The 21,483-nt window shown below is 52.5% G+C and carries 22 protein-coding genes; 18 read left to right on the top strand and 4 right to left on the bottom strand.

Annotated elements, in window-relative coordinates; genetic code table 11:
• The first annotated feature begins 3 nt into the window (after positions 1 to 3).
• The 15 genes from ABNS49_RS06885 (at position 4) to ABNS49_RS06815 (ending at position 14,008) form a co-directional block, all read left to right on the top strand.
• Positions 4 to 351 (top strand): hypothetical protein, encoded by a 348-nt coding sequence (locus ABNS49_RS06885; protein WP_135981158.1) that lies wholly within the window; start codon positions 4 to 6, stop codon positions 349 to 351.
• A 9-nt stretch (positions 352 to 360) separates the two neighbouring features.
• The gene (locus ABNS49_RS06880; RefSeq protein ID WP_348688113.1) at positions 361 to 1,683 is read left to right on the top strand and encodes a YhfT family protein; all 1,323 of its coding nucleotides are present in this window, start codon (positions 361 to 363) and stop codon (positions 1,681 to 1,683) included.
• Positions 1,684 to 1,724: 41 nt separating this feature from the next.
• Entirely contained in the window at positions 1,725 to 2,084 is a 360-nt protein-coding gene (locus tag ABNS49_RS06875) for a DUF2620 domain-containing protein (protein WP_135981160.1), read from the top strand.
• Positions 2,081 to 3,124, top strand: a complete 1,044-nt coding sequence (locus ABNS49_RS06870) for an amidase family protein (RefSeq protein WP_135981161.1) — start codon at positions 2,081 to 2,083, stop codon at positions 3,122 to 3,124. Before ABNS49_RS06875 ends, ABNS49_RS06870 begins: the two co-directional genes overlap by 4 nt.
• Positions 3,112 to 3,978 (top strand): phosphotriesterase-related protein, encoded by an 867-nt coding sequence (locus tag ABNS49_RS06865; RefSeq protein WP_135981162.1) that lies wholly within the window; start codon positions 3,112 to 3,114, stop codon positions 3,976 to 3,978. The genes ABNS49_RS06870 and ABNS49_RS06865 overlap by 13 nt, the downstream gene beginning before the upstream one ends.
• Positions 3,975 to 5,072 carry an aminotransferase class V-fold PLP-dependent enzyme gene (locus ABNS49_RS06860; protein ID WP_135981163.1) on the top strand — a complete coding sequence of 366 codons (1,098 nt, stop codon included), beginning with the start codon at positions 3,975 to 3,977 and terminating at the stop codon, positions 5,070 to 5,072. The genes ABNS49_RS06865 and ABNS49_RS06860 overlap by 4 nt, the downstream gene beginning before the upstream one ends.
• Positions 5,063 to 6,238, top strand: coding sequence for a YhfX family PLP-dependent enzyme (locus ABNS49_RS06855; protein ID WP_135981164.1), 1,176 nt, complete (start codon positions 5,063 to 5,065; stop codon positions 6,236 to 6,238). Before ABNS49_RS06860 ends, ABNS49_RS06855 begins: the two co-directional genes overlap by 10 nt.
• Positions 6,220 to 7,425, top strand: coding sequence for a phosphopentomutase (locus tag ABNS49_RS06850; protein ID WP_135981165.1), 1,206 nt, complete (start codon positions 6,220 to 6,222; stop codon positions 7,423 to 7,425). The genes ABNS49_RS06855 and ABNS49_RS06850 overlap by 19 nt, the downstream gene beginning before the upstream one ends.
• Positions 7,422 to 8,156, top strand: coding sequence for a threonine/serine exporter family protein (locus tag ABNS49_RS06845; protein ID WP_135981166.1), 735 nt, complete (start codon positions 7,422 to 7,424; stop codon positions 8,154 to 8,156). The genes ABNS49_RS06850 and ABNS49_RS06845 overlap by 4 nt, the downstream gene beginning before the upstream one ends.
• Positions 8,153 to 8,593, top strand: a complete 441-nt coding sequence (locus tag ABNS49_RS06840) for a threonine/serine exporter family protein (protein WP_135981167.1) — start codon at positions 8,153 to 8,155, stop codon at positions 8,591 to 8,593. Before ABNS49_RS06845 ends, ABNS49_RS06840 begins: the two co-directional genes overlap by 4 nt.
• Positions 8,560 to 8,934: a hypothetical protein gene (locus ABNS49_RS06835; RefSeq protein WP_290092268.1), complete on the top strand. Its 375-nt coding sequence runs from the start codon at positions 8,560 to 8,562 to the stop codon at positions 8,932 to 8,934. The genes ABNS49_RS06840 and ABNS49_RS06835 overlap by 34 nt, the downstream gene beginning before the upstream one ends.
• Before the next feature lie 276 nt (positions 8,935 to 9,210).
• Positions 9,211 to 9,924 (top strand): deoxyribose-phosphate aldolase, encoded by a 714-nt coding sequence (deoC, locus tag ABNS49_RS06830; protein ID WP_135981169.1) that lies wholly within the window; start codon positions 9,211 to 9,213, stop codon positions 9,922 to 9,924.
• A gap of 86 nt (positions 9,925 to 10,010) precedes the next feature.
• On the top strand, positions 10,011 to 10,790 hold the full coding sequence (locus ABNS49_RS06825) for a DeoR/GlpR family DNA-binding transcription regulator (protein ID WP_168353657.1): 780 nt from the start codon (positions 10,011 to 10,013) through the stop codon (positions 10,788 to 10,790).
• Between the two features lie 13 nt (positions 10,791 to 10,803).
• Entirely contained in the window at positions 10,804 to 13,218 is a 2,415-nt protein-coding gene (locus ABNS49_RS06820; RefSeq protein WP_135981171.1) for a formate C-acetyltransferase/glycerol dehydratase family glycyl radical enzyme, read from the top strand.
• Between the two features lie 46 nt (positions 13,219 to 13,264).
• Positions 13,265 to 14,008 (top strand): N-acetylmuramoyl-L-alanine amidase, encoded by a 744-nt coding sequence (locus ABNS49_RS06815; protein ID WP_168353658.1) that lies wholly within the window; start codon positions 13,265 to 13,267, stop codon positions 14,006 to 14,008.
• A gap of 63 nt (positions 14,009 to 14,071) precedes the next feature.
• On the opposite strand, the gene ABNS49_RS06810 is transcribed toward ABNS49_RS06815, so the two are convergent.
• The gene (locus tag ABNS49_RS06810) at positions 14,072 to 14,335 is read right to left on the bottom strand and encodes a DUF2500 family protein (RefSeq protein ID WP_135981173.1); all 264 of its coding nucleotides are present in this window, start codon (positions 14,333 to 14,335) and stop codon (positions 14,072 to 14,074) included.
• Between the two features lie 164 nt (positions 14,336 to 14,499).
• On the opposite strand from ABNS49_RS06810, the gene ABNS49_RS06805 reads away from it, so the two are divergent.
• The gene (locus ABNS49_RS06805) at positions 14,500 to 15,297 is read left to right on the top strand and encodes a hypothetical protein (RefSeq protein WP_135981174.1); all 798 of its coding nucleotides are present in this window, start codon (positions 14,500 to 14,502) and stop codon (positions 15,295 to 15,297) included.
• 158 nt (positions 15,298 to 15,455) lie between these two features.
• Here the strand turns inward: ABNS49_RS06805 and ABNS49_RS06800 are convergent, their stop codons facing one another.
• Complete coding sequence (locus ABNS49_RS06800) at positions 15,456 to 16,955, bottom strand: RNA-binding domain-containing protein (RefSeq protein WP_135981175.1); 1,500 nt, start codon at positions 16,953 to 16,955, stop codon at positions 15,456 to 15,458.
• 486 nt (positions 16,956 to 17,441) lie between these two features.
• On the opposite strand from ABNS49_RS06800, the gene ABNS49_RS06795 reads away from it, so the two are divergent.
• Positions 17,442 to 18,044, top strand: coding sequence for a hypothetical protein (locus ABNS49_RS06795; protein ID WP_277820859.1), 603 nt, complete (start codon positions 17,442 to 17,444; stop codon positions 18,042 to 18,044).
• A 195-nt stretch (positions 18,045 to 18,239) separates the two neighbouring features.
• The gene (locus ABNS49_RS06790; protein ID WP_135981176.1) at positions 18,240 to 19,154 is read left to right on the top strand and encodes a calcium/sodium antiporter; all 915 of its coding nucleotides are present in this window, start codon (positions 18,240 to 18,242) and stop codon (positions 19,152 to 19,154) included.
• Between the two features lie 91 nt (positions 19,155 to 19,245).
• Here ABNS49_RS06790 and ABNS49_RS06785 read toward each other — a convergent pair whose 3' ends face one another.
• Both ABNS49_RS06785 and ABNS49_RS06780 read right to left on the bottom strand, forming a co-directional pair.
• The gene (locus ABNS49_RS06785; protein WP_135981177.1) at positions 19,246 to 20,685 is read right to left on the bottom strand and encodes a hypothetical protein; all 1,440 of its coding nucleotides are present in this window, start codon (positions 20,683 to 20,685) and stop codon (positions 19,246 to 19,248) included.
• 4 nt (positions 20,686 to 20,689) lie between these two features.
• A complete protein-coding gene (locus ABNS49_RS06780; protein WP_135981178.1) occupies positions 20,690 to 21,400 on the bottom strand; it encodes a hypothetical protein in 711 nt (236 codons plus the stop codon).
• Between the last annotated feature and the right edge of the window lie 83 nt (positions 21,401 to 21,483).

The following is a 21,483-nucleotide window of genomic DNA, read 5'->3' as shown; positions in this document are numbered from 1 at the left end:
CCTATGGATCGTTTAGAACTTCTGCTATCCTCGGGTTTGATTGCGCAGGATACATGCGAAAAAGCGCGTAAAGTCGACGCGTGTTTAACGGAGCGGTTTGGTTGGAGCGAAAAAATCGAGATGTTCGTGACCCATTACGCGATGGCGCTCGAACGCCGCCAAAACGAGGAAGTCATCGAAGGACTGCACGAGGAAGCCGTTGCTGAAATTTATAAAAATCCGGACTTTGAAATTTGTCGTCTGCTTCTGGAAGAGCTGGAGTCATTGACCGCTTCCGGACTGTCCGCCACAGAAGAACAGTTTATTCTGATTCATCTGCTTAACATTGTGAACGAAAATAAAAACAAATAGGGAGTGCTTATGTTCAACTACATCATTGCTGCATTAATCGGCGCGATGTCCGCCGTTTTGGCGAATCGCAACATCGCCGTGTACAACGACGGGTTCCGCCCGGTGTATACGGAATATCTCAACGGAAACATGGATCGCAAGACGCTGGCGACGACGTCGTTCGCTGTCAGTATCGGCTTGGTCATCGGGTTCGCGTTCACGAACTCGATCGCGATGGGAATCGTCATCATCCACACGTATTTGCTGATGGGCGACATCATCGGTACGTGGTTCCCGGACAATAAAAAAGGATTTATTTTATCGGCCGTCGTCGGCGCGCTGTGGGGCATTCTCGTCGTCACGTTCATGTCCTCGATCCAGGCGTTCTTCTCGATGTTCCCGGTCAACTTCCTGCCGCAGCTGGCCGGCGTGGCCGACTACGTCGTAGCGACCTTCGCGGTGTTCCCGGCACTTGTCGTGGCATACCAGAACGGCATCAAAAAAGGAATTATCACCGCCGTCATCACGTTGGTTGGCTATTTGCTCGTCGCGCGCTTTGGCGTGTTCCAAATCGGTGAGTTCACGCTGGCATTGAACGCGCCAGGGATGGCGATGCTTGTCGGCACAATCGTCATGATCGTCTTCGCCGTCAAAACGAAGACCGACGCCGAAAGCGCCAACCTGACCAATATCTTCAGCGCCAACATCGACGTTATTAAGAAAAACTGGTTGCTGTTCGCCATCATGGGCGGCCTGTTCGCCTGCGCGGCGTCCCAGTGCTTCCTGACCACCGACGTCATCTCGGGTCCGCTGGCTCAAAACGGCTCGTTCGCAGAAGCGGCGCTTGTCGCGATGGTACGCGCCATCGGCTACATTCCACTCGTGTACACGACCGCGATCGTAACCGGCGTGTTCTCGCCAGCCGGCTCGTACTTCAGCATCGCCGGCGGTCTCTTCGTCGCCGCGATGGGTCTGACGATGCCGATGGAACCGCTCTTGGCTTTCGTGGTCGGCGCGATCATCATGTGTCTGGAAATCGTTTTGCTCGGTACGATCGGCAGCCTGCTCGACCGGTTCCCGGCACTTCGCGAACTGGGCGACCACATCCGCGACGCGATGTCGAAAATCCTGGAGCTCGCGCTGCTCGTCGGTGGTTTCACGTCGTCGTTCGCCATCATGAACGAAGTCGGACTCGGCTCGGTCGGCCCGATGGCAGTCATGATCATCTGGATGCTCAACAAAACCGCGAAAAAGCCGATGCTCATCCCGCTAGCGGTCGGTCCGATCGTCGCCATTCTCATGGGTATCGTCGCCAACCTTATCAAGATCCTTGGTTTGGCGGTCATTGTTTAGCGAATACATAATATAAAAAGAAATCAAAAGGAGGAAATATCATGTTGAAAATCGTCGTAGGCGGAGCCGTGAACAAAAATGAAAACGCGGAATTGATCGAAAAATACGGAAACGGACAAGTGGAAGTGAAAGTTATGGGCGACTTGCAAGCCGCCATGGCCCTCAAAAACGGCCAGGCCGATTACTATTTCGGCTCGTGCCAGACCGGCGCGGGCGGCGCGCTCTCGATGGCCATCGCGCTCAACGGCATGAGCAAATGCGTGCCGGTCGCCATGGTCGGCAAAGTGCTCAGCGACGAGGAAATCGCGCAAGCCATCGCCGACGGCAAGACGGCGTTTGGCTTCGTGCCGGAAGCGGCCGCCTCCGTCATCCCTGTCATCATGGGTGTGCTGCTGAAATGAGCCGGATCAAAGCGTACGCCAAAAAGACGCTGCTGGCGCAAAAGGACCCGGGCCGCGCGGTCGAACACGTGTTTTGCGGCGCGCTCGACGCCATCGAGGACGACAACGACACCCGGTATCTCGGTGTGAAAAACGTCCGGCAGATCCCGGCCTCGTTCGTTCATGAACTCGAAAACGCCGGCTTCGTCTTGCACACGCTCGACAAGCACAGCCACAACGGCCGGGCCGTCGACTACGCGTTGGCCAACCCAATCACCGGAAAGCCAATGACCGGATCCTCGAGCGGCACCGCGCTCAACGTGTTTTACGGTATTAACGATCTGGGCGTCGGCACCGACGGCGGCGGCTCCGTGCTCGCCCCGGCCATGGCCGTCAACTGCTTTGGCTTCATCAGCCCGCTGCTCGCTTGCGAGCACATGAAACAATACACGAAGAAATCGACCGACAACATTGAATTTTACCCGTCGCTCGGTTTTATCACCCGCGACTTGCCGACGATGGAAAAGGCGATTCGCGCCACGCTGGAACTGCCCCAACCCAAAGAGCCGATCGTCATCCACGCGCCGCAAGGCTTGGTCGACTCGCTGCCTGAAGCAAGCCGGCGCACGTTGGTTGACGCCGGTCTTGCCATCGAGGCGGTGGCGATGCCCGAATTTGGCAACGAACGCCAGCCGATGATCGAGTTTTTAACGAAGGAGATCGCCGCCTGCGACGTGTTCCTCGGCTTCGACGCCAAAGTCGACTTTTACGGACTGGGCGACACAGTGCTTGGCCACTTTGACGCCGAAATGGAGGCGTTGCAAAACAAGAGCGGCAAGACGCTGCTTCGCGTGGCCAACATGGTCAAGGCGAGCGCCCTGACCGTGCCCGGGCCGGAACTCTCGAGCGGCTTCACGCTGTTTTGCGCCTCGAATCCGGAAAAGATCGCGGACATGCTCGCCGTCGCCAAGCGGCTTGCCTGCGCTCCGGATCCGTTGCTTGAACGTTATTTCCGCGACCCCGACGCGTATTTTGAAAAAGGCTTCGTATGGAACCATTGAGTGGCTTCACGATGATGCACGAGCACATGCATCTCGACTTGTCGGTCGTCAAAGGCGATCCGGACACGTGTCTGGACTGCTTTGAGCAAACGCTGGCCGAGCTCAAGGACTTGCGCGCCAAAGGCGTGACGAGGATTTTGGAAGTGACCAACGTCGGCATGGGCCGCGATCTGGACTGGATCGCCCGCCTCGAACAGGCGTCCGGCGTTCGCATCGTGCGCTCGACCGGTTTCTACAAAGAGCCGTTCATTCCCGCGATCGAGGCGACGCAAAGCGTCGAGGCGATGGCCGCGATGATGATCGACGATTTGCGAAGCGGCCGCGCGGAGGTCATTGGCGAGATCGGGACGTCCAAAAACGAGTGGCGTCCAAGCGAGCGCCATGTGTTCGAGGCCGCCGTGCTCGCCCACAAGGCGACGGGCGCCCCCATCACGACGCATACCACGTTGTCCACGCTCGCCCTCGAGCAGGCGGGGTTTCTCGTGGAGCGCGGCGTCGAGCCCGACCGCGTCATTATCGGACACATGGACCTGGGCGGTGATCTGGACGCGGTTTTGGATGTGCTCGCCCTTGGCGTGAACGTGGGCTTCGACACGATTGGCAAGACGAACTATTTGCCCGACGAGCGCCGCGTGGCGATGCTGCTCGAGCTCGAGCGAAAAGGGCTGATCGACCACGTCGTCCTGTCGCAGGACATCACCCGCAAGTCGCAGCTGAAGGAATTTGGAGGAAAGGGATACGCCTATTTGGTGGACACGTTCGTGCCCATGCTCAGACAGGCGCATATGAAGGAAGCATCCATCCAACAGATGCTTGAAAAAACACCAAACCGCATTTTAGGAGGTAAGCCATGAAAACGTATCCACTCGAAAGCATCACGCTGGACCAGGCCCGGGACTTTCAATTCCGGATGGTCGACGCCATCACCAAAACCTTCACCGGAACGGAAAGCCTGACGCGCGGCGATTTGGGCGTCGTGCCCGGATTGAACAAGCCGAGAACGACGCTGAAAGCCGAGCAGGCCATCGCCCGCTTCTTCGACGCCGAAGCTGCGATTCTCGTACGCGGATCGGGCACCGGCGCCATTCGCTACGCCTTGTTTTCGACGGTAAAGCCGGGCGGCAAGCTGCTCGTGCACACCGCCCCGATCTACAGCACGACGGAGACGTCCGTGCGCATGCTCGGCCTCGTGCCAATCGCGGCCGACTTCAACGATCCAAAGGAAATCGAGCGCGTCATGCAGGAAAATCCCGACATCGAGGCGGCCCTTGTCCAGTACACGCGCCAGGTGCCGGAAGATTGCTACGACATGAAGGAAGTCGTGGATACGATCAAGCGCCAGAAGGACATTCCGATCGTGACCGACGACAACTACGCGGTCATGAAGGTGGAGCGCATCGGCACCCAGTGCGGGGCGGATCTTTCGTGCTTCTCGACGTTCAAGCTGCAAGGACCGGAAGGCATCGGCTGCATCGTCGGCAAAAAGAAATACATCGACGCCCTGATCCGCGAGCATTATTCCGGCGGCAGCCAGACGCAGGGCTGGGAGGCGATGGAAGTGCTGCGCGGCCTTGTCAACGCGCCGGTCGCCCTGGCCATCCAGGCCCAGGTCATCGAGTCGCTGCTGGCCAAAGTGCAGGAACTGCCGCAAGTCAAGGACGCGTTTATCGCCAACGCCCAATCCAAGGTGCTGATCGTGGAATTTCACGAACCGGTCGCCGAGCAGGTGCTTGCGCGCGCCGAAAAGCTGGGCGCGCTGCCAAACCCGGTCGGCGCGGAATCCAAGTACGAGATCGCGCCGATGTTTTACCGGGTGTCGGGAACGTTCCGCAAGGAGGATCCGACGCGCGAACAGCGTATGATCCGCATTAATCCGAACCGCACCGGACCGGATACGATCATTGAAATTTTGAAATCGGCGCTGGAAAGCGAGGATGTATGTTTCTAGAGAAAATGGTGGAACGAAATCCCGAACTCGTGGAAACAGGGTTGCGGCTTCTGGGTGAGGGAGCGATCCTGCCCGATACGTATGTTGTCGACGTGGATCGGTTTCTCGCCAACGCGAAAGCGATTTTGGACGAAGCCGACGAGCAGGGCATCGCGCTGTACTTCATGCTCAAGCAAGTCGGACGCAATCCGTGGCTGGCCAAAAAGCTCGTCGAACTGGGCTATCCGGGCGCGGTGGCGGTTGATTTCCGCGAAGCGAAGATTTTGATGGACCATGGCGTTCCGATCTGCAACGTCGGACACCTCGTGCAAATCCCGCGCGGCTTTTTAAAGGATATCGTCGCCTACGAGCCAACGTACATGACGGTGTTCACGATGGAAAAGATCCGCGAGATCGACGCCGAAGCCGCCAGACAGGGCAAGACGCAAAAGCTGCTGCTCAAAGTTGTCGGTCCGGACGACATGCTGTATAGCGGGCAGCACGCCGGGTTCGAGCTCGACGCGCTCGATGAAGTCGTCGAGCAGATCCAGACGCTCGATCACGTGCGCATCGGCGGCGTCACGTCGTTTCCGTGCTTTCTTGTCGACGAGCAAACGGGCGAGGCGAATCCGACGCCCAACCTCGACACCTTGCTGGCGGCCCGGGTCATTTTGGAACGGCACGGGGTGGAAACCATCAATGTGAACGCCCCGTCGGCGACGTGCGTAGGCACGCTGAAGGCGATGGGCGCCTATCCGGACATCACGAGCGCGGAGCCGGGGCACGGCTTGTCGGGGACTACGCCGCTGCACGCCAGACGAAACGAGCCGGAAGTGCCATGTGTCGTTTACATGTCGGAAGTGTCCCACAACTTCCGGGGCCACGCGTATTGTTTTGGGGGCGGGCACTACCGGCGCTCGCACGTGAAGCACGCGCTGGTCGGTACCAATCTGGCCAACGCGGTCGTGGCGGATGTCATCGCGCCGGAGCTGCCTTGCATCGACTATTATTTCGAGCTGGGACAGGAATTTCCGGTTTCGGCGCCGGTGTGCATGGCGTTCCGGTTCCAGATTTTCGTGACCCGCAGCCATGTGGCGCTGGTGGAAGGACTGGCTGGCGGAACGCCGCGGCTGGCCGGGCTGTTTGACAGCCAGGGAAGGAGCCAAACATGGGAAGATTTATCGTAATCGTATTGGATGGATTTGGGATGCAGGCGATGCGGGACGCCACGATCGCCCGTCCGGGCGACGAGACGAGCAGCACGCTGGGCAGTATTTTGCATGACTTTCCGGATTTAAAGCTGCCCAATCTCGAGGCGCTCGGGCTGATGAACGCGTTTGGCAGAGAGAGCGCCTGCATGAAGTTTTCGCCGGACGCGACGTTTGGCAAAAGCGAGCTCATGCACTTTGGCGCCGACACGTTCCAGGGCCATCAGGAAATCATGGGCACGAAGCCGCGCAAGCCGGAAGTCCACGACTTCCAGCAAAAGATCGACGCGATCGAGAAAACGCTGAAGGAGCACGGGCACATGGTCGAGCGGCTGGGCAAGCCGGGGCTGGAATATTTGCTGGTGGATCGCTATTGCACGGTGGCCGACAACATCGACTCCGATTTGGGCATGGCGTACAACTGCACCGCGCCGCTTGATTTCCTGCCGTTTGAACAGGAGATGGACATCGCCCGGCTTGTGAGAAACGTGGCGGTCGTCAACCGGGTCATCGCTTTTGGCGGTACCGGCAACACGATCGACGATATATTAAAGGCCGAGGAAGTGCGGGAGGGCCGGTATATCGGCTTGCTCGCTTCGGCGACGAAGTCGTACGACCAGGGCTATGAATGTCGCCATCTGGGCTATGGCGTCGATCCGAGCGTCCAGGCGCCGTCGATTTTGGGGCGGGCCGGGATCCCGGTTTCGCTGTTTGGCAAAGTGGCGGACATCGTCCACAACGAGCAGGGCAAGTCGGTGTCGTGGGTGGACACGGCCGAGGTGCTCGACTTGACGATCGAGGAAATGAAGACGATGGATCATGGCTTCATTTGCACGAACGTGCAGGAAACCGATCTGGCCGGCCATTCGCAGGACGCGGCGCGCTACAAGCGTATTTTGGAGATCGCGGACGGGAAGATCGGGCAAATCGTGGACATGCTCAAAGCGGACGACGTTCTGGTTGTCATGGCGGACCATGGCAACGATCCGGATATCGGCCACAACAAGCATACGCGTGAAAACGTGCCGCTGCTCGTCCACAGTCCGAAGCGCGGCGTCGATTTGGGCTTGCGTAAGACGCTGTCGGATGTTGGTGCGAGCGTTTGCGACTACTTTGGCGTCGAGGCGCCGGAAAACGGCACGTCGTTTTTATCCTTGATCCGATGAAGACGCGGTTGGCGAAAACTGTCGTGCTGGCCGGCCGGATCCTTTTGGAAAACGGCGCGGAAACGCACCGGGTGGAGGACACGATGCGGCGTATGTGCGAAGCGTATGGCGCGCAGGTGACGGATTCCTACGTCACGCCGGGGATGTTGATGATTTCGTTTTCGTACGACGGGGAAATGGTGCACAACATGAAACGCACCGGCGTGAAGACGACGGATTTGGGCAAAATCGACGCGGTGAACACGTTGTCGCGAAACGTTTCCTCGCTTGCTTTGGAAGAGCTTTACGAACAGCTTCAAAAGGTGGAAACGAGTCCGGGTCCCTCGACGGGCCGGTACAGTGTGGGGGCGTTCGTGGCGGCGGCCGGTTTCGCGGCGCTGTTTGGATCGACCGGAGTTGAGGCGCTGGCGGCCGGCTGGATTGGCGGTTGCTGCGCCTTTTTGTTAAGGACATGGGGTTCGCGGTTTTCAAGCGCGTTTCAAAACATGGCGGGCAGCGCGTTCATGACCGCGTGCGCGCTGGTCTGTCCCGGGCTTGGCTTGGGCGCCCAACCCGTTTTGCTCGGGGCGCTCATGATCCTCGTGCCGGGCATGCTGCTGACCAACGCGATCCGGGACATCGTCAACGGCGATTCGATTTCGGGCACGTCGCGGCTGGCGGAAGCCATCGTCACGGCCGCGGCGATCGCGTTGGGCAATCTGGCGGTTCTCGCCCTGCGAGGTGGCGTATGACGGGAATCATTGGCGCGTTTTTTGGCGCGCTCGGCTTTGGCATGATGTATCATCTGGAAGGAAAAAAGCTGCTGTGCACGGCGCTTTGCGGGGCGCTGGGACAACTTGTGTGCGTGTGGATGCGTTTGTACACGAGCAGCCCGATGGCGCCGATGCTGGCGGCCGCGTTTTGCGTGACGGTGCTGGCGCAAACGCTGGCGCGCACCCTCAAGGCGCCGGTGACGGTATTTCTCGTATGCGCCCTCATTCCGCTTGTGCCGGGCAAGGGCATTTACCAAACGCTGCTGTGCGGCCTTTGCGAGGATGGAAATACGCTGCATCTGGCGTCGGTGACGTTGCTGGAAGCGGGCGGGATCGTCGCGGGCTGCGCGCTGGGCTCGGGCGTGGTGTCCCATGTCGACGCGTGGCGGAAGCGGAAAAGAGGCTTGAATGTGTAAATTCGAGTCTCTTTTTTTCTTTTTTGTCGTTTGTGTTCGAAAGAGAAAGTATGCATGATTTCCACTGTACAAACCCGGATGACATGTTTTATGATGAGCTTAGAGAAGCCGTATCGTATTTTAAAAAAGAACCGGAAGGAGTGAATGCCATGTGTGAGATCATGAGAGAATTTGAAAGAAAATCCGAGAACAAGGGACGTAGAGAAGGACGTGCGGAAGAGCGTGAAGCGATTATGCGCAATTTGCGCGAAGAAGGCATGTCCTACGAAAGAATCGCGCGCATCACCAATCAATCGTTATCAAAAGTAAAATCGTTTTTTAAGGCGAAACAAACCGCGTGAAGCCATCATGCGCAAATTGTACACCAAAGGCATGGATTTGAAAACGATCGCTGAAGTCACGGGGCTAACCATTGCCAAAGTCGAAATGTTTTTCAAGAAACAAGCATTGAACCAGGAAGACAAACACTGTTTTTCGCCTTCGATCCATTGGGTTGAAGGTTTTTATTTTTGCTCTTTTTGTTCGAAAAAGAAAATAAAATGCTTGAAATCATACATTATTTGGCGTATATTCAAAGCGGGAGGAAAGATAAACGAACATGTTTATCGAAAAAGAACATGAGACAAACAAACAAACCGGCATCGGAAATGAATACGAAGGAGTTGGCGTCGTATATCGACTACTCGGTGCTGAAACCGGAATTTACAGAAGAGGAAATCGTGGATTTGACAAAGGATGGCGTTCGTCTTGGCTGCGCGACGATTTGTATCAATCCGGCGTATATGGAATTGTGCGAACCGTATGTCAAAGGGTCGGAAACGATGCTTTGCCCGGTCACGGATTTTCCGTTTGGCACCAGCTCGACGAAGAGTCGTGTGGAGCAAATCGAGGATGTGGCGAAATACGATACCGTCAAGGAAGTGGATATCGTGGCCAATTTTGGCTTGATTCGCTCGGGACAGTACGACAAGGTGCTGGAGGATTTGAAGGCGTGCGCCGCGGCGGCCCACAAGCACGGCCGGGAAATCAAAGTCATTTTCGAGACGGACGCGCTCAACGAGGAGCAAATCAAAAAGATGGTGCACGTGTGCATCGAGGCGGGCGTCGATTTCGTGAAGACGAGCACGGGCTTTTTGACGGGGCATGAATCGCATGGCGCGACGCCGGAAGTCATCGCTTTGATGCAAAAGGAAGCGGATGGCAAAGTCAAGGTGAAAGGCTCGGGCTGCATCCGGACCCGGGAGCATTTCCTGAAGCTGATTGACATGGGAATCGACCGCATGGGCGTCGGCTATCGCTCGGTACCGGTCGTTCTTGGACTGGACGACTAATCATCATCGGCTGAAAAAAGGGAAACGTCTGCTTTTTTCAGCCGGTTTTTCGTATAATGAAGAAAAAAAGACAAAGGAGACACGATATGGCGGCAAACGAGCGACTGGAAAAAATAGTAAAACGGGTGGAGCGGGAAGGCTTCCTTTCGACCCGGGAGCTGGCCGAAACGATGAATGTGACCGAAACGACGATCCGGCGCGACAGCGAGGAGCTGGAACGGCAAGGCAAGGTCATCAAGGTGCACGGCGGCATCAAGAGCCTGCCGCAAAACGTGATCTTGTCCAGCCGCGACGAGAAAACGATGCGCGAGCGTCTGGGCCCGGCCCCGGACAAAGAGGCGGCGGCCGAAAAGGCGGCCAGTTACATCCGCGAGGGGGACTGCGTGTTCCTGGACGGAGGCACGAGCCTCGTTCCGGTGTTCGAGCGGATCAAGGACCGCAAGGTGAAGATCGTGACGCACTCCCAGCTGCTCGCCCGTCTGGCTACATCGTGCGAGGCCGAGCTGACGTTGCTTGGCGGGAAGTACATTCCGGACTACGAGATGAGCGTGGGGCCGATCACGCTGGAAAATCTGGGCCTGTTCCGGTTCGACTACGCGATCATCGGCTGCGCGGGCATTGATTTGGAGTCGCACGCGGTGTACACGGCGGAACTGGAAACAGCGGCCGTCAAAAAGGCGGCGATGGCGCTTTCGGTGCGCAAGATCCTGCTGGCCGACGAGGCGAAGCTGCACGTGAAAGGATTTTGCAGCGTGCTGGACACGGACATGTTCGACGCCATCGTGCTAGGCGTGAAGGAAAAGCCGGATCCGGAACAGCTTCCGCTCAACGCGGTCGTCGTTTTGGAAGAAGAACAAAAGAAATAAGGGAGGGGAAGAGATGAGCGCATTTTTACAGTTTCAGCCGCGAACCGATGACATCGACCTGGGGCGTATTGAACGGCTGCGCAAGAAGATGGCGGAACGGCAGGCGAGCTTGTGCGCCCAGCGCGCGCTCTTGTATACGGAAAGCTTTCGGCAAACCGAAGGCGAGCCGTACATCGTGCGCAAGGCGAAGGCGTTCGCCCACACGCTGGCGAACATGACGATCTATGTCGAAGACGACGCGCTGATTTTCGGCAACCAGGCGTCGCGCAATTTCGCCGCGCCGGTTTTTCCGGAGTTTTCGGTCGACTGGGTCATCGACGAGCTCGATGGCACAAACGAGGTCGTGGCGTTCGAAAAACGGGAAGGCGACGTGTTTTTGTGCGACGAGGCGACGAAGGAAAGCTTGCGCTCGATCCAGCCGTACTGGCACGGCCATACGCACGAGGACGAGGTGAAGCGGCATTTGACTGAACCGATCTGGCTGGCGCAAAAGCAGGGCGCGCTGCATTTGGGCGGCATCTCGATGTCGGGGGACGGCCATATCGTGCCCGACCATCCGATGCTGCTGGGACGCGGATTCCGGTCCTTGATCGAGGAAGCCGACGCGAAAAAAAGCCGGATGGATTTGACGAAGGAACAGCGGGCGTACTATGAGGCGGTGTCGATCGCCTTGAACGGGGCGCTGGTGTTTTTCAAGCGGTACGGGCCGCTGTTGCGGGATATGGAAAAGGACGCCTCGCCAAAGCGCCAGGCGGAACTGGAAGCGATGGCGGCGATGGCCGACACGCTGCTGGAAGGACCGGTCCAATCGTTTTGGGAAGGTTGCGAGGCGGTGTACATGGTGCATTTGCTGCAAATGATCGAGTCGAACGGCCACTCGTTTTGCTACGGAAGGTTCGACCAGTACATGCTCGACTTGTATGAAAAGGACCGGGCCCAAGGCTTGTCGAAGGAGCGGGCGCTCGAGCTGATCACGCATTTGTTTTTGATGAACTCCTCTCACAACAAGGTGCGGCCGTACGGGCATACGCGCTTTTCCCAGGGCTATCCGTTGTACTCCAATTTGGTGGTGGGGGGCTTGCGTCCCGATGGTGTGGATGGCACGAACGACTTGTCGTATTTGTGCATCGAGGCGATGCATTTGACGGCGCTGGCGGAGCCGAACTTTTCGCTGCGCTACAACGGACAGACACCGGACGACTTGCTCGCTCTGGCGGCCCGGCTCATCCGGACGGGGTGCGGCATGCCGTCGCTGTTCAACGACGACACGGCGATACAAGGTCTGGTCGATTTGGGCATTCCGCTGGCGGACGCGCGCGACTATTGTCCGATTGGCTGCGTCGAGACGGGCGTGCCGGGCAAATACGGACACCGGGCGACGGGGATGACGTATGTGAACTGGGGCAAGGTGCTGGAAGTCGTGCTGTACCATGGCACGGACCCGAAGACGGGGATCCGGCTGCTTGATTTGGCGGATCCGTATGAAAGCTATGCCGACGTGTGGCGGGCGTGGAAGGAGGCGCTGGCGTTTTATTCCGATTTGGCGGTGGAGTCGGACGCGGTGTGCGACGCGTCACTGGCGGTGTACGACGCCGATCCGTTCGCCTCGTGTTTGATCGACAACAGCATGGCGCAGGGAAAGACGCTGAAGGAAGGCGGCTGCCGATACGATGTCGTGTCGCAGTCGAACATCGGGCCAAGCGTCGTGGGCAATTCGCTGATGGTCATTAAAAAGCTTGTGTTTGACGAGAAAAGAGTGTCATGGGACGAACTGATGACGGCTTTGGCGGACAACTGGCAGTCGGAGTCTTCCAAAAGGGTGCGCAAGCTGGCGCTGGCGGTGCCGAAATTTGGTAACGACGAGGACGAGGTCGATCAAATCGTCAAGGATGTGTTCAACTCGTATTTGGAACGGCTGCCGGCCTATCGAACGCTGCGGGAGGGCCACGGACCGGAGGTGTCGTGCTACACGATGTCGACGAGCAACATCACGTCGTATGTCCCGAATGGACTTGATGTGCTGGCGACGCCGGACGGACGTTTCGCGTACGAGCCGCTAAACGAGGGCTGCTCGCCGACGCAGGGGACCGACCACGCGGGACCGACGGCGGTCATCAACTCGGTGTCGAAGCTACCCAATGAAAAGGTGGCGGCGGGACAGCTTTTGAATATGCGCTTTTCCCCGGACGCGCTGGCGGGCGACGAAGGGCTGGCGCGGTTCGTTTCCTTTTTAAAGGTGAGTCAGAAAAAAGGCATTTACCACAACCAGTTCAACGTGCTTTCCAAGGCGCAGCTGCGAGAAGCGCAGGCCGATCCGATGGCGCATCGGGATTTGATCGTGCGGGTGGCGGGCTATTGCGCGCAGTTTGTCTCGCTCATGCCGCAGGCGCAGGAGGCGATCATCGCCCGGACGGAAAACCGGTGGTAGAGAGCTTCGCTGGCGTTTGACGGGTTTTCAATGGTATAGTATGCGCATGACTACACATACAAAAAAACGAACATGGATTCGATGGACATCTTTTCTGATTTTATGCGGTCTGGTCGTGCTTGGTTTTGGCGGCATGCCGGTGCGCGCGTTTGACGACGGGACGCAAACGGTGTGGGACGGCTATGCGCCGACGACGGTCATGATCGACGCGGGTCATGGCGGCATGGATAGCGGCGCGATTGCGTTCAATGGCCAGTACGAAAAGGATTTGAGCCTGGAGTACGCGTTGAAGATTGGCGCCTATATCCAGATGATGGATCCGTCGATCGCGGTGCTGTATACGCGCACGGGCGACGAGGTCGCTTGGGTCGACGAGGAAACGACGATGGATTTTGAGGTGGACGATCTTGTTGGCCGCTCGACGGTGGTGAACACGTACGCGCCCGACTACTTGTTGTGCGTGCATTTCAACTCGGCGGAGGATCCGACAGCGTATGGTTACGAGGCGTTTGTCCGGCCGGAAGATGTGGCGAGTCAGCAGGTGTACTCGCTGTTGAGCCAGAAGCTGGCGAATGCGGGGTTCTCGGCGGATCTTGGCTTGTTGAGCACGGCGGACGCCCCGCTGCATATGGTGGATTTGACAAACTCCGCTTCGATGCTGCTGGAGCTTGGCTTTTTGACCAACGAGGGCGACGTGTACGCGATCAACGACCCGGTCATGAAGGAGAACATTTGCCGTTCGATTGCCGAGGCGTATGTGGAAACGATTCATGGCGCGCCGATGAACTAGAAAAAAAGACAATGAACAATAAAAAAGCTTTCAGAAATTAATTGGCTGAAAGCTTTTTTGTGTTTACTTCGCATGGATCCATGGTTCGAAGGAAACGATTTCGGGACCCTGGTAGACGAGCTCGCCTTCCATCCCAACTTCAAAAAGCGGGTAGGCGTACCGGTCGACTTCAAAGACGAGCGGGCCGTTTGCCGTCTCGAACGCGACTTCGAACAAAGGACTGGATGGTTCATAGCCGGGCACCGGCGTATAAGGCTGTTCGGATTTCGCAGCGACTTTGGCGTGAATCGTTAGAACGGGATGTTTGTTGGTGGTGTAGCGCTTCATTGGGTTTCTCCTTCCTGTATCGTTTTTATTTTATCATAATAAATCATAAGCTGACATATTGAAAATATTTAATTTTATAAATAAATTGTGAAGTGGTGTGATTTCAGGACGTTGTGGGCACTTTTTTTGAATTTCTACGTATATAAAAGGCAGGAGGTAAAAATTTGACAATAAACAATCCGAATGAAACATACTATTTTTTGATTCAGCAGTTCACCTTGTTCAGTGATTTTTTCATGCATGCCGTCTTTTCGCATAGCCGAAAAGCCGTGCAGCTTCTTGCGCGCATCGTGACCGGTAAAAAGGATTTGATCGTCGTCGAATGGGGACTGGAAGTCAAAAAGGGATTCCCGTTTTTTCGAAACGACCGCTACGATTTGTTCATCATCGACCAGTATGGCAATGTTTACAACATTGAGATCGAGAACACGCTTCGATCCCTTGGCAAACGGGCTTTTCACAACATGTGCCTGCTGGGCTCTCAAAGCTTGAAACCGGGTGAAGAACACAAAGCGCTGCGAGAAAACTGGGTCGTCTTTTTGACGAAGAAGGATTTTCTTAACCAAAACGAGCCGTTCTACTCGTATGAATGGTTCAACCGGAAATGGAAGCGGATCCTGCACACGAAAGCGCACATCTGTTTTGTGAATGGAGAATACCGGGGCGATGACGCGATTGGAAGGCTGATGCATGATTTCCGCTGTACAAACCTGGATGACATGTTTTATGATGAGCTTAGAGAAGCCGTATCGTATTTTAAAAAGGAACCGGAAGGAGTGAATGCCATGTGTGAGATCATGAAAGAATTTGAAAGAAAGTCCAAGAACGAAGGGCGCGTTGAAGAGCGTGAAACCATCATGCGCAAATTATATGCCAAAGGAATGGATTGCCCTACGATTGCCGAAGTCACAGGACAAACCAGCGCCCAGGTTGAAGCCTTTTTAAAGCGCAATAGTTTGTAAAGACGATGTTTGACGCTCGATCGCCGAGGTGGATATGAAAACGATCCGGCGTTTCGATGAACTAGAAAAAAAGACAATAAACAAGAAAAAAGCTTTCAGAAATCAATCAGCTGAAAGCTTTTTTGTGTTTTTGTCGAGTGACTAGACAAATTGATTGTCTAGTTTGTCGAGTCGTTTTTCATAGTCAGTTTGATATTTTTTCCTTGAACGACGTAGGCAAGGCGACCTTGAGCGATAAGCTGTTGAACCGTCTTGCGTAGTTTGGCGCTAATTCCTTTGTATCCCATCGACTTGGCCAGTTCTGTTAAGGTGAGCGGGTCTTTTTGAACGAGAGAAAGAATCTGTTCGATGTAGGCTTGTTCCTTTTCTATCTTTCCGTTTTGTCTCATAAATTCAGGATGGATCGGTAATCGAATGGAAAGAAACGAGCGTTCCGGTTCCGAATGGATCGTAAAAAGCGGCGATCCATTTTTTCGAAGCGCGTTTATCGCGTTTGGAAATCCTGTATTTCGTCCTTCAATCAAATGGAGTTCCTTTAAAAAGTCTCCGATTCTTCGATTTCGATAAACCCGGGATCGAATCTCATATTTTTCAATGTCCTTATCCTGAATGCTCGTATCAAATCCGGGATGACTTGTGATTTCAATTTCGGTTGGCGTGATACGAACTGTGATTGGCTCATGGATTTGATAGGAACGGTGGTATACGGCGTTGGCTAAGATTTCCTCCAATGCCTGAAACGGGTAGTTAAATACTCTCGTGGCCTTTGCTTGACTGGCTGATTTGATGATTTTCTCTTTGATTGCGTAGTTTTTTAAATATAAGAGAGCGTCTTTTAGCTGAGTCTGAATTGGGCCTTCAAAGATTTTTTCTACCATATTGGTGCCGGTAGGGTCGGGAATATCCACGATTTCAATACGCGCGTATCGAAAATAATCATGGATATGACGCGAAAACATGAGCAAACCAACATTTAAAGGGTGCTCGTCTTCCGACGGGCCACTGACAAGCTGTAAATCGCGGGCAAGTTCCGTAACCGTTTTTTCATCGGCGAGTTCATAAAGCCGACTGTTGATTTCCTTGAGGTGAGCACGCATCAAATCCTTGTCTAAATCATCCACGCTCGCAAAGAAATTGGGCCGGTCGTCAAACGGAATCGTTTCAGAAACACAATAGAGTTGTTTGAGCTGGCTCTGCTCCGCCTTGATCGTGCTCGAGAATTTTCGAATATAGTAATTCAAAACGGAGTGTTTGGAGGTGACATTGTCCGGACAACGATAAGGACGTCCGGGGCCGCCTTTGACTTGAATTAACACTAAGTTTTTTCCTTCATAAACGACAGGCTCCGCGACAGGAAAATAATGCGGCTCGATTTGATGGCAAAGATTGAGGATCTTTTTCAAAATGGAGTCGATTTGCTGTGGATCGAGTCCTTCGGGAGGCAATACGGGTGTTCCGTTTTTTTCTTTGACTCCAATCACAATATATCCGCCGCCAATATTGTCAATATCATTCGCAAAACCACAAATGGTTTTGATGATTGGAACAGGATTAAAATTTTCTTTAAATTCGATTCGATTGGATTCGACGACATGATCTTGAAGTAAAGTTTGAATCGAAACGGGAATCGTCATGGCTTTTTCCTCCTTTTTATCCATTATATTCAAAAATTTGTCGAGTGACTAGACAAAATGGTTGTCTAGTTTGTCGAGTCGTCCATCTTTTGGAAAAAAGATAGAGCCTGTCATGGTAATATAAGTATGAACAAGGAAAGAGGAAAGGTGGAAGAGACATGAAAAAAATAGTGAAGATCGAGCCGTACTATGAGCCAAGAATGTGGGGCGGAGGACGCCGGTTGATTGACGAGTTTCATTATGTCACGGATGTCAAACCGCTTGGCGAGGTGTACAACGTCGTGGCGCTGCCGGGTCATGCGGATTGTTTTGTGCCGGAAATGGACCGGACGCTTTCCGAGCTGTATGTTTCGTGCCCGGAATGGTTCGAATGCGAGACGAAGGAACTGCCGATCCGGGTCAACATTTTGGATCCGATGGCCGACCTTTCGATTCAGATCCATCCGGACGACACGTTCGCCCGTTCGTACAACGGCGGACGGGGAAAGCCGGAAGCGTGGGTCATTTTGGATGCCCCCCAAGGATGGTTATATCGAGTTTGGCCACCACGCCAAAACCCGAAAGCAATTCACGGAGTGGAGCGAAAGCGGAAAATGGGATGCGCTGCTTCGCTACTTGCATACGCCAGTGGATGGGTTTATCGACATTCCGGCCGGGACGCTGCACGCCATTGGCAAAGGCGTTTTGACGTACAACATTTCCCGCAACGCGGATTGCACGCTGCGATTGTACGACTATGACCGTGTCGATCCGGCGACTGGAAGAAAGCGGCCGATCCAGGTGGAGGAAGTGCTGAAAAACGTCAACGTGCCCGACAGGCTTATCGAGTTTCAAATGTATCCGGCCGCGATCGAGCATGGCTGTCTTGTGACGCGCTACTGGGACGAGCCGGGACTGTACACGCTCATACGGATCCAAACAAAAGACGGGGGCCGGTTTTTGCATGATGGCTTCGCGTTTTACACGTGCGTCAAAGGCGAGGGAACGATCAACGGCGTGCCGATCCGGCAGGGCGAAACCGTGCTGGTGCCATGTCATATGGGCTGGATAACATTGGAAGGAAACATGGATTTGTTTTTGGCGGGCTATCGAAATGAAAACGGGGATTTTTGAAAAACTTTTCATTTTTTCTTGACGGATCGCTTTGTCCGGGCGTTTAATAAAACCAACAAAAGGGAGTAATTGGCGCGTACGCGTGCAAGGGATCGTCATCACGTCCGTCTGGACCGGTCATTGCTGAAACAATGAGACTTTTGCCATGAGGATGGCAGGAGTCTTTTTTCTTATCCTGCCGGGAAGGAGAATGTTATGGAGATTATCGGTTTGTTGTTTGGATTCGTCTGTTTGATCAAGGGGGCGGATTTTTTTGTGGATGGCGCGAGCTCGCTGGCGAAAAAGCTTGGCGTGCCCGCGGTGCTGGTTGGCTTGACGATCGCGGCGATCGGCACATCGCTGCCGGAAGCGAGCGTGTCCGTCATTTCGGCGCTGCATCAAAATCCGGAAATCGCGATTTCAAATGTGCTCGGTTCCAACTTGTTCAACACGCTCATGGTCATTGGCTGCTGCGCGATCATCTTTCCAATTCATGTCGGGCCGGAGCTGAAAAAACGGGACATTCCGTTTAACGTGCTTATTTCCGCCGTGTTGTGCCTGATCGCGGTTTGTTTCCACCGATTGAGCCGGCTGGCCGGCGCGGGCCTACTTGCGGCGCTGGTTGTGTATTTGGTGTATCTTTGCACGCATACGAAAATCGAAAAGGAGGAGCAGCCCGGGGACATGCTGCCGCCTGGAAAGATTGTCTTGTATATCCTTGGTGGATTGATTGCCATCGTCGCGGGCGGACAGCTGGTTGTGAACAACGCCACGGCGATCGCGACGGCGCTTGGCTGGTCGCAGACGTTGATTGGCGTCACGATCGTGGCGATTGGCACCTCCCTGCCTGAATTGGTGACTTCGCTGGTTGCTTGCAAGAAGGGCGAGAGCGGATTGGGACTGGGCAACGCGGTCGGGTCGAACATCTTCAACATTTTGTTTATTTTGGGAGCTTCGAGCGCGATCGCCCCGTACGCGATCAACGCGCAGTCGGTGGTGGATTGTGTGCTTGTCCTGCTGGTGGCGGTGCTCTTGTTTGTCTTGTCGCGCAACGAGAAAATTTCCAAAAAGGAAGGCGTGTTGTTCGTCTTGCTTTATGTGGCGTATTCGGTGTATGTGTTTTTACGGTAAACTTGAGAAATAGTTTGGAAAATTTTTGAAATGTTAAAGCCCAGTAATTTGATGATTTAATACGAATCGTCTAATGACTGGGCTTCATTCTTTATTTAGAGTCAATATATTGGTTGGCAAACAAGCCGATTACTTGTGTTAATTGATTTTCAAATTGACGGGAAACATCAGAAAAACCTGTTTTGGCATGTATAAATTCATGATATAAAGTACCAAGAAATTTTTCTCTCGATATAAGCTGGTCTTTCAATATGTAGATTGTTTTTTCTTCAGGATTCCACAGTCCCACAGTGCCATACAATTCTTCCTTAGTATAGAGTTGCTTTGCTATTTTAATGGATTGGACTTCTTTTGGGGTTGGAAAAACTTGTTCTAATTTTTTATAAGAATCAAATATATCTTTTTCTTCTTCTGTTAACGAAGAATACGCAATTATTTCTGGCACAAAGGATTTTGAGCGAGTGGTTACAAAATTGCTCAATGTCATGATTTTGGCATTTTCTTGTACACAGGACTCGTTATAGGCTTCTATTCTTTTATAGGCTTTATCTGAAATCTCAATAGTTTCGATCCCATCTTGTTCTTTCATATCTAAAATTTCACGTGCTGAATCACTATTATGGAGTTGTTCGCTAGTTACGTAGATGTTTTTTTCTTTTGAGGTATTAAGATTTTCATGATTAATAATCACATTTGCCTCTACCTTTGTGTAGTTCAATTCATTTTTTCTTGTATTATGTTTTTTTACTTGCTCGTACAGTATGGAGAGAACAGAAGGCTGTTTGCATTGTTCGAGAATATCTTCAATCTTTTTGGCAAAAGCCGTTTTTCCAACATTTTTACGCTCGCGATTAAGTGCTTTTTTTAGGTGGGCATTCGCATTGGTAATATTATAAGAAAAAAGGAAATCTTCCGCTTCAGCTATTTCCACGCCATTAAAATAGATTTTCGAAATTCCATTTTTATTCTTAAGAATTTGGCCATGTTTATTACGATCCATCATCTCATAATTACCAAATGCACAGAATTTTGATTTTGCTTTTTCTATATCGGTATCAGTACATTTTATAACAATATCTGTTCCGATTTCATTTGGTTCTGAATAGTTTTTGATAAATATATGTAGTGTTTCTTCTCTCGAATCACCAGCTTTGACTTTTTTTCCGGGAAAAAATAGGCGTCCGTTAGAAATAATATAAAATTCTATATTATTTCTATATAATACGGCAACTGCATCGTTTAGACCGACACCAAATTTTCCTATCACATCATCTCGAGCACTTTTTTCTTTATTTTCATTTTGAGCAAAGTTTTCGATTTTTAAACCTCTACCATAATCGTGAATATGCCACCATCCTTCCGTGTCTTTTGTGATTTCTGGATTAATTCCAGCACCGGAAATTGTAGTCTCATCCAGGGCGTTTGCAATAAATTCTCTGATTGCGTCTGCCGGTTCCCAGTCCTCCAAAACCTTTTTTATATTCAAATCATAAAAGTCATCATAATTTTTGGTGTTGATTTTTGAAAACATATCTCTACTCCTTTTCTTTTTGAAAGGGATCAAATGGAGTTGTGTTTACAGATACGAAGTTAATTTCTCCAGCGGGATATTCGGAGATATATCCAGTTAGTCCAAATTTTTGGTGACAATTTGGACAGGAAAACTCATCTTCACGAGTTATCGTTTCATAAACTATTTCTGAACCCATTTCACGTGGATCACTGGAGATTTCTGCATTCTCGTAGTTTGCTAAGTGGACGTATTGAGGATAACCACATCTGGGACAATAAGCAATCTGTACCAAGGGATTATTAGAATCTAATGGTTGCAAAGGTTGTAATGGTAGACCAGGATATGGCACTTTTTTGGCGATTTGATTACTAGAAAATTTATAATATTTTTCTATAATTCCAGGGTTAAAAGGATTCTCTTCTTTTATAATTTTAGAGGCTAAATATTTGGCGGATCTATATTTTTCTATTTGCTGTTTCAAAAGGTTACTTATTGAATCTTTACCTTGAATGCATTTACTAATGCTTTTCGAGCTCAATCCGGTTCTATTAAATAAAATAATTGTTTTTAAAAATAAAAGATCTTTCTCAGTATATGAATTTTTTTTGTTATTTTCTTTTTCAAATGTTCCATTTTCTTTTAAATATTTAATTCGAGCCATTAATTTTTCTTTATCTACACCTAATTCATCAGCTAATTCCTTGAGAGCATAGATTTTTTCTTGTTTCTTCATATTTTAATTTCTCCTGGTATATATGAATTAGCCCATTTAACTGAGCCATTCTATATACCTTTTCCTTTCTACCTGATTTTGTA

The sequence above is a fragment of the uncultured Dubosiella sp. genome, from assembly GCF_964018005.1.
GTDB classification, from domain to species: Bacteria; Bacillota_I; Bacilli_A; order Erysipelotrichales; family Erysipelotrichaceae; genus Dubosiella; species Dubosiella muris.
Note: the sequence above shows the minus strand (reverse complement) of the source record. Positions and strands in the feature narration are given on the sequence as shown.

What these genes read in the sequence shown, in the direction of transcription:
- ABNS49_RS06885 (WP_135981158.1), top strand. Translation starts at nt 4, where the DNA reads ATGGATCGTTTAGAACTTCTGCTATCCTCGGGTTTGATTGCGCAGGAT.
- ABNS49_RS06880 (WP_348688113.1), top strand. Translation starts at nt 361, where the DNA reads ATGTTCAACTACATCATTGCTGCATTAATCGGCGCGATGTCCGCCGTT.
- ABNS49_RS06875 (WP_135981160.1), top strand. Translation starts at nt 1,725, where the DNA reads ATGTTGAAAATCGTCGTAGGCGGAGCCGTGAACAAAAATGAAAACGCG.
- ABNS49_RS06870 (WP_135981161.1), top strand. Translation starts at nt 2,081, where the DNA reads ATGAGCCGGATCAAAGCGTACGCCAAAAAGACGCTGCTGGCGCAAAAG.
- ABNS49_RS06865 (WP_135981162.1), top strand. Translation starts at nt 3,112, where the DNA reads ATGGAACCATTGAGTGGCTTCACGATGATGCACGAGCACATGCATCTC.
- ABNS49_RS06860 (WP_135981163.1), top strand. Translation starts at nt 3,975, where the DNA reads ATGAAAACGTATCCACTCGAAAGCATCACGCTGGACCAGGCCCGGGAC.
- ABNS49_RS06855 (WP_135981164.1), top strand. Translation starts at nt 5,063, where the DNA reads ATGTTTCTAGAGAAAATGGTGGAACGAAATCCCGAACTCGTGGAAACA.
- ABNS49_RS06850 (WP_135981165.1), top strand. Translation starts at nt 6,220, where the DNA reads ATGGGAAGATTTATCGTAATCGTATTGGATGGATTTGGGATGCAGGCG.
- ABNS49_RS06845 (WP_135981166.1), top strand. Translation starts at nt 7,422, where the DNA reads ATGAAGACGCGGTTGGCGAAAACTGTCGTGCTGGCCGGCCGGATCCTT.
- ABNS49_RS06840 (WP_135981167.1), top strand. Translation starts at nt 8,153, where the DNA reads ATGACGGGAATCATTGGCGCGTTTTTTGGCGCGCTCGGCTTTGGCATG.
- deoC (WP_135981169.1), top strand. Translation starts at nt 9,211, where the DNA reads ATGAGACAAACAAACAAACCGGCATCGGAAATGAATACGAAGGAGTTG.
- ABNS49_RS06825 (WP_168353657.1), top strand. Translation starts at nt 10,011, where the DNA reads ATGGCGGCAAACGAGCGACTGGAAAAAATAGTAAAACGGGTGGAGCGG.
- ABNS49_RS06820 (WP_135981171.1), top strand. Translation starts at nt 10,804, where the DNA reads ATGAGCGCATTTTTACAGTTTCAGCCGCGAACCGATGACATCGACCTG.
- ABNS49_RS06815 (WP_168353658.1), top strand. Translation starts at nt 13,265, where the DNA reads ATGACTACACATACAAAAAAACGAACATGGATTCGATGGACATCTTTT.
- ABNS49_RS06810 (WP_135981173.1), bottom strand. Translation starts at nt 14,335, where the DNA reads ATGAAGCGCTACACCACCAACAAACATCCCGTTCTAACGATTCACGCC.
- ABNS49_RS06800 (WP_135981175.1), bottom strand. Translation starts at nt 16,955, where the DNA reads ATGGATAAAAAGGAGGAAAAAGCCATGACGATTCCCGTTTCGATTCAA.
- ABNS49_RS06795 (WP_277820859.1), top strand. Translation starts at nt 17,442, where the DNA reads ATGCCCCCCAAGGATGGTTATATCGAGTTTGGCCACCACGCCAAAACC.
- ABNS49_RS06790 (WP_135981176.1), top strand. Translation starts at nt 18,240, where the DNA reads ATGGAGATTATCGGTTTGTTGTTTGGATTCGTCTGTTTGATCAAGGGG.
- ABNS49_RS06785 (WP_135981177.1), bottom strand. Translation starts at nt 20,685, where the DNA reads ATGTTTTCAAAAATCAACACCAAAAATTATGATGACTTTTATGATTTG.
- ABNS49_RS06780 (WP_135981178.1), bottom strand. Translation starts at nt 21,400, where the DNA reads ATGAAGAAACAAGAAAAAATCTATGCTCTCAAGGAATTAGCTGATGAA.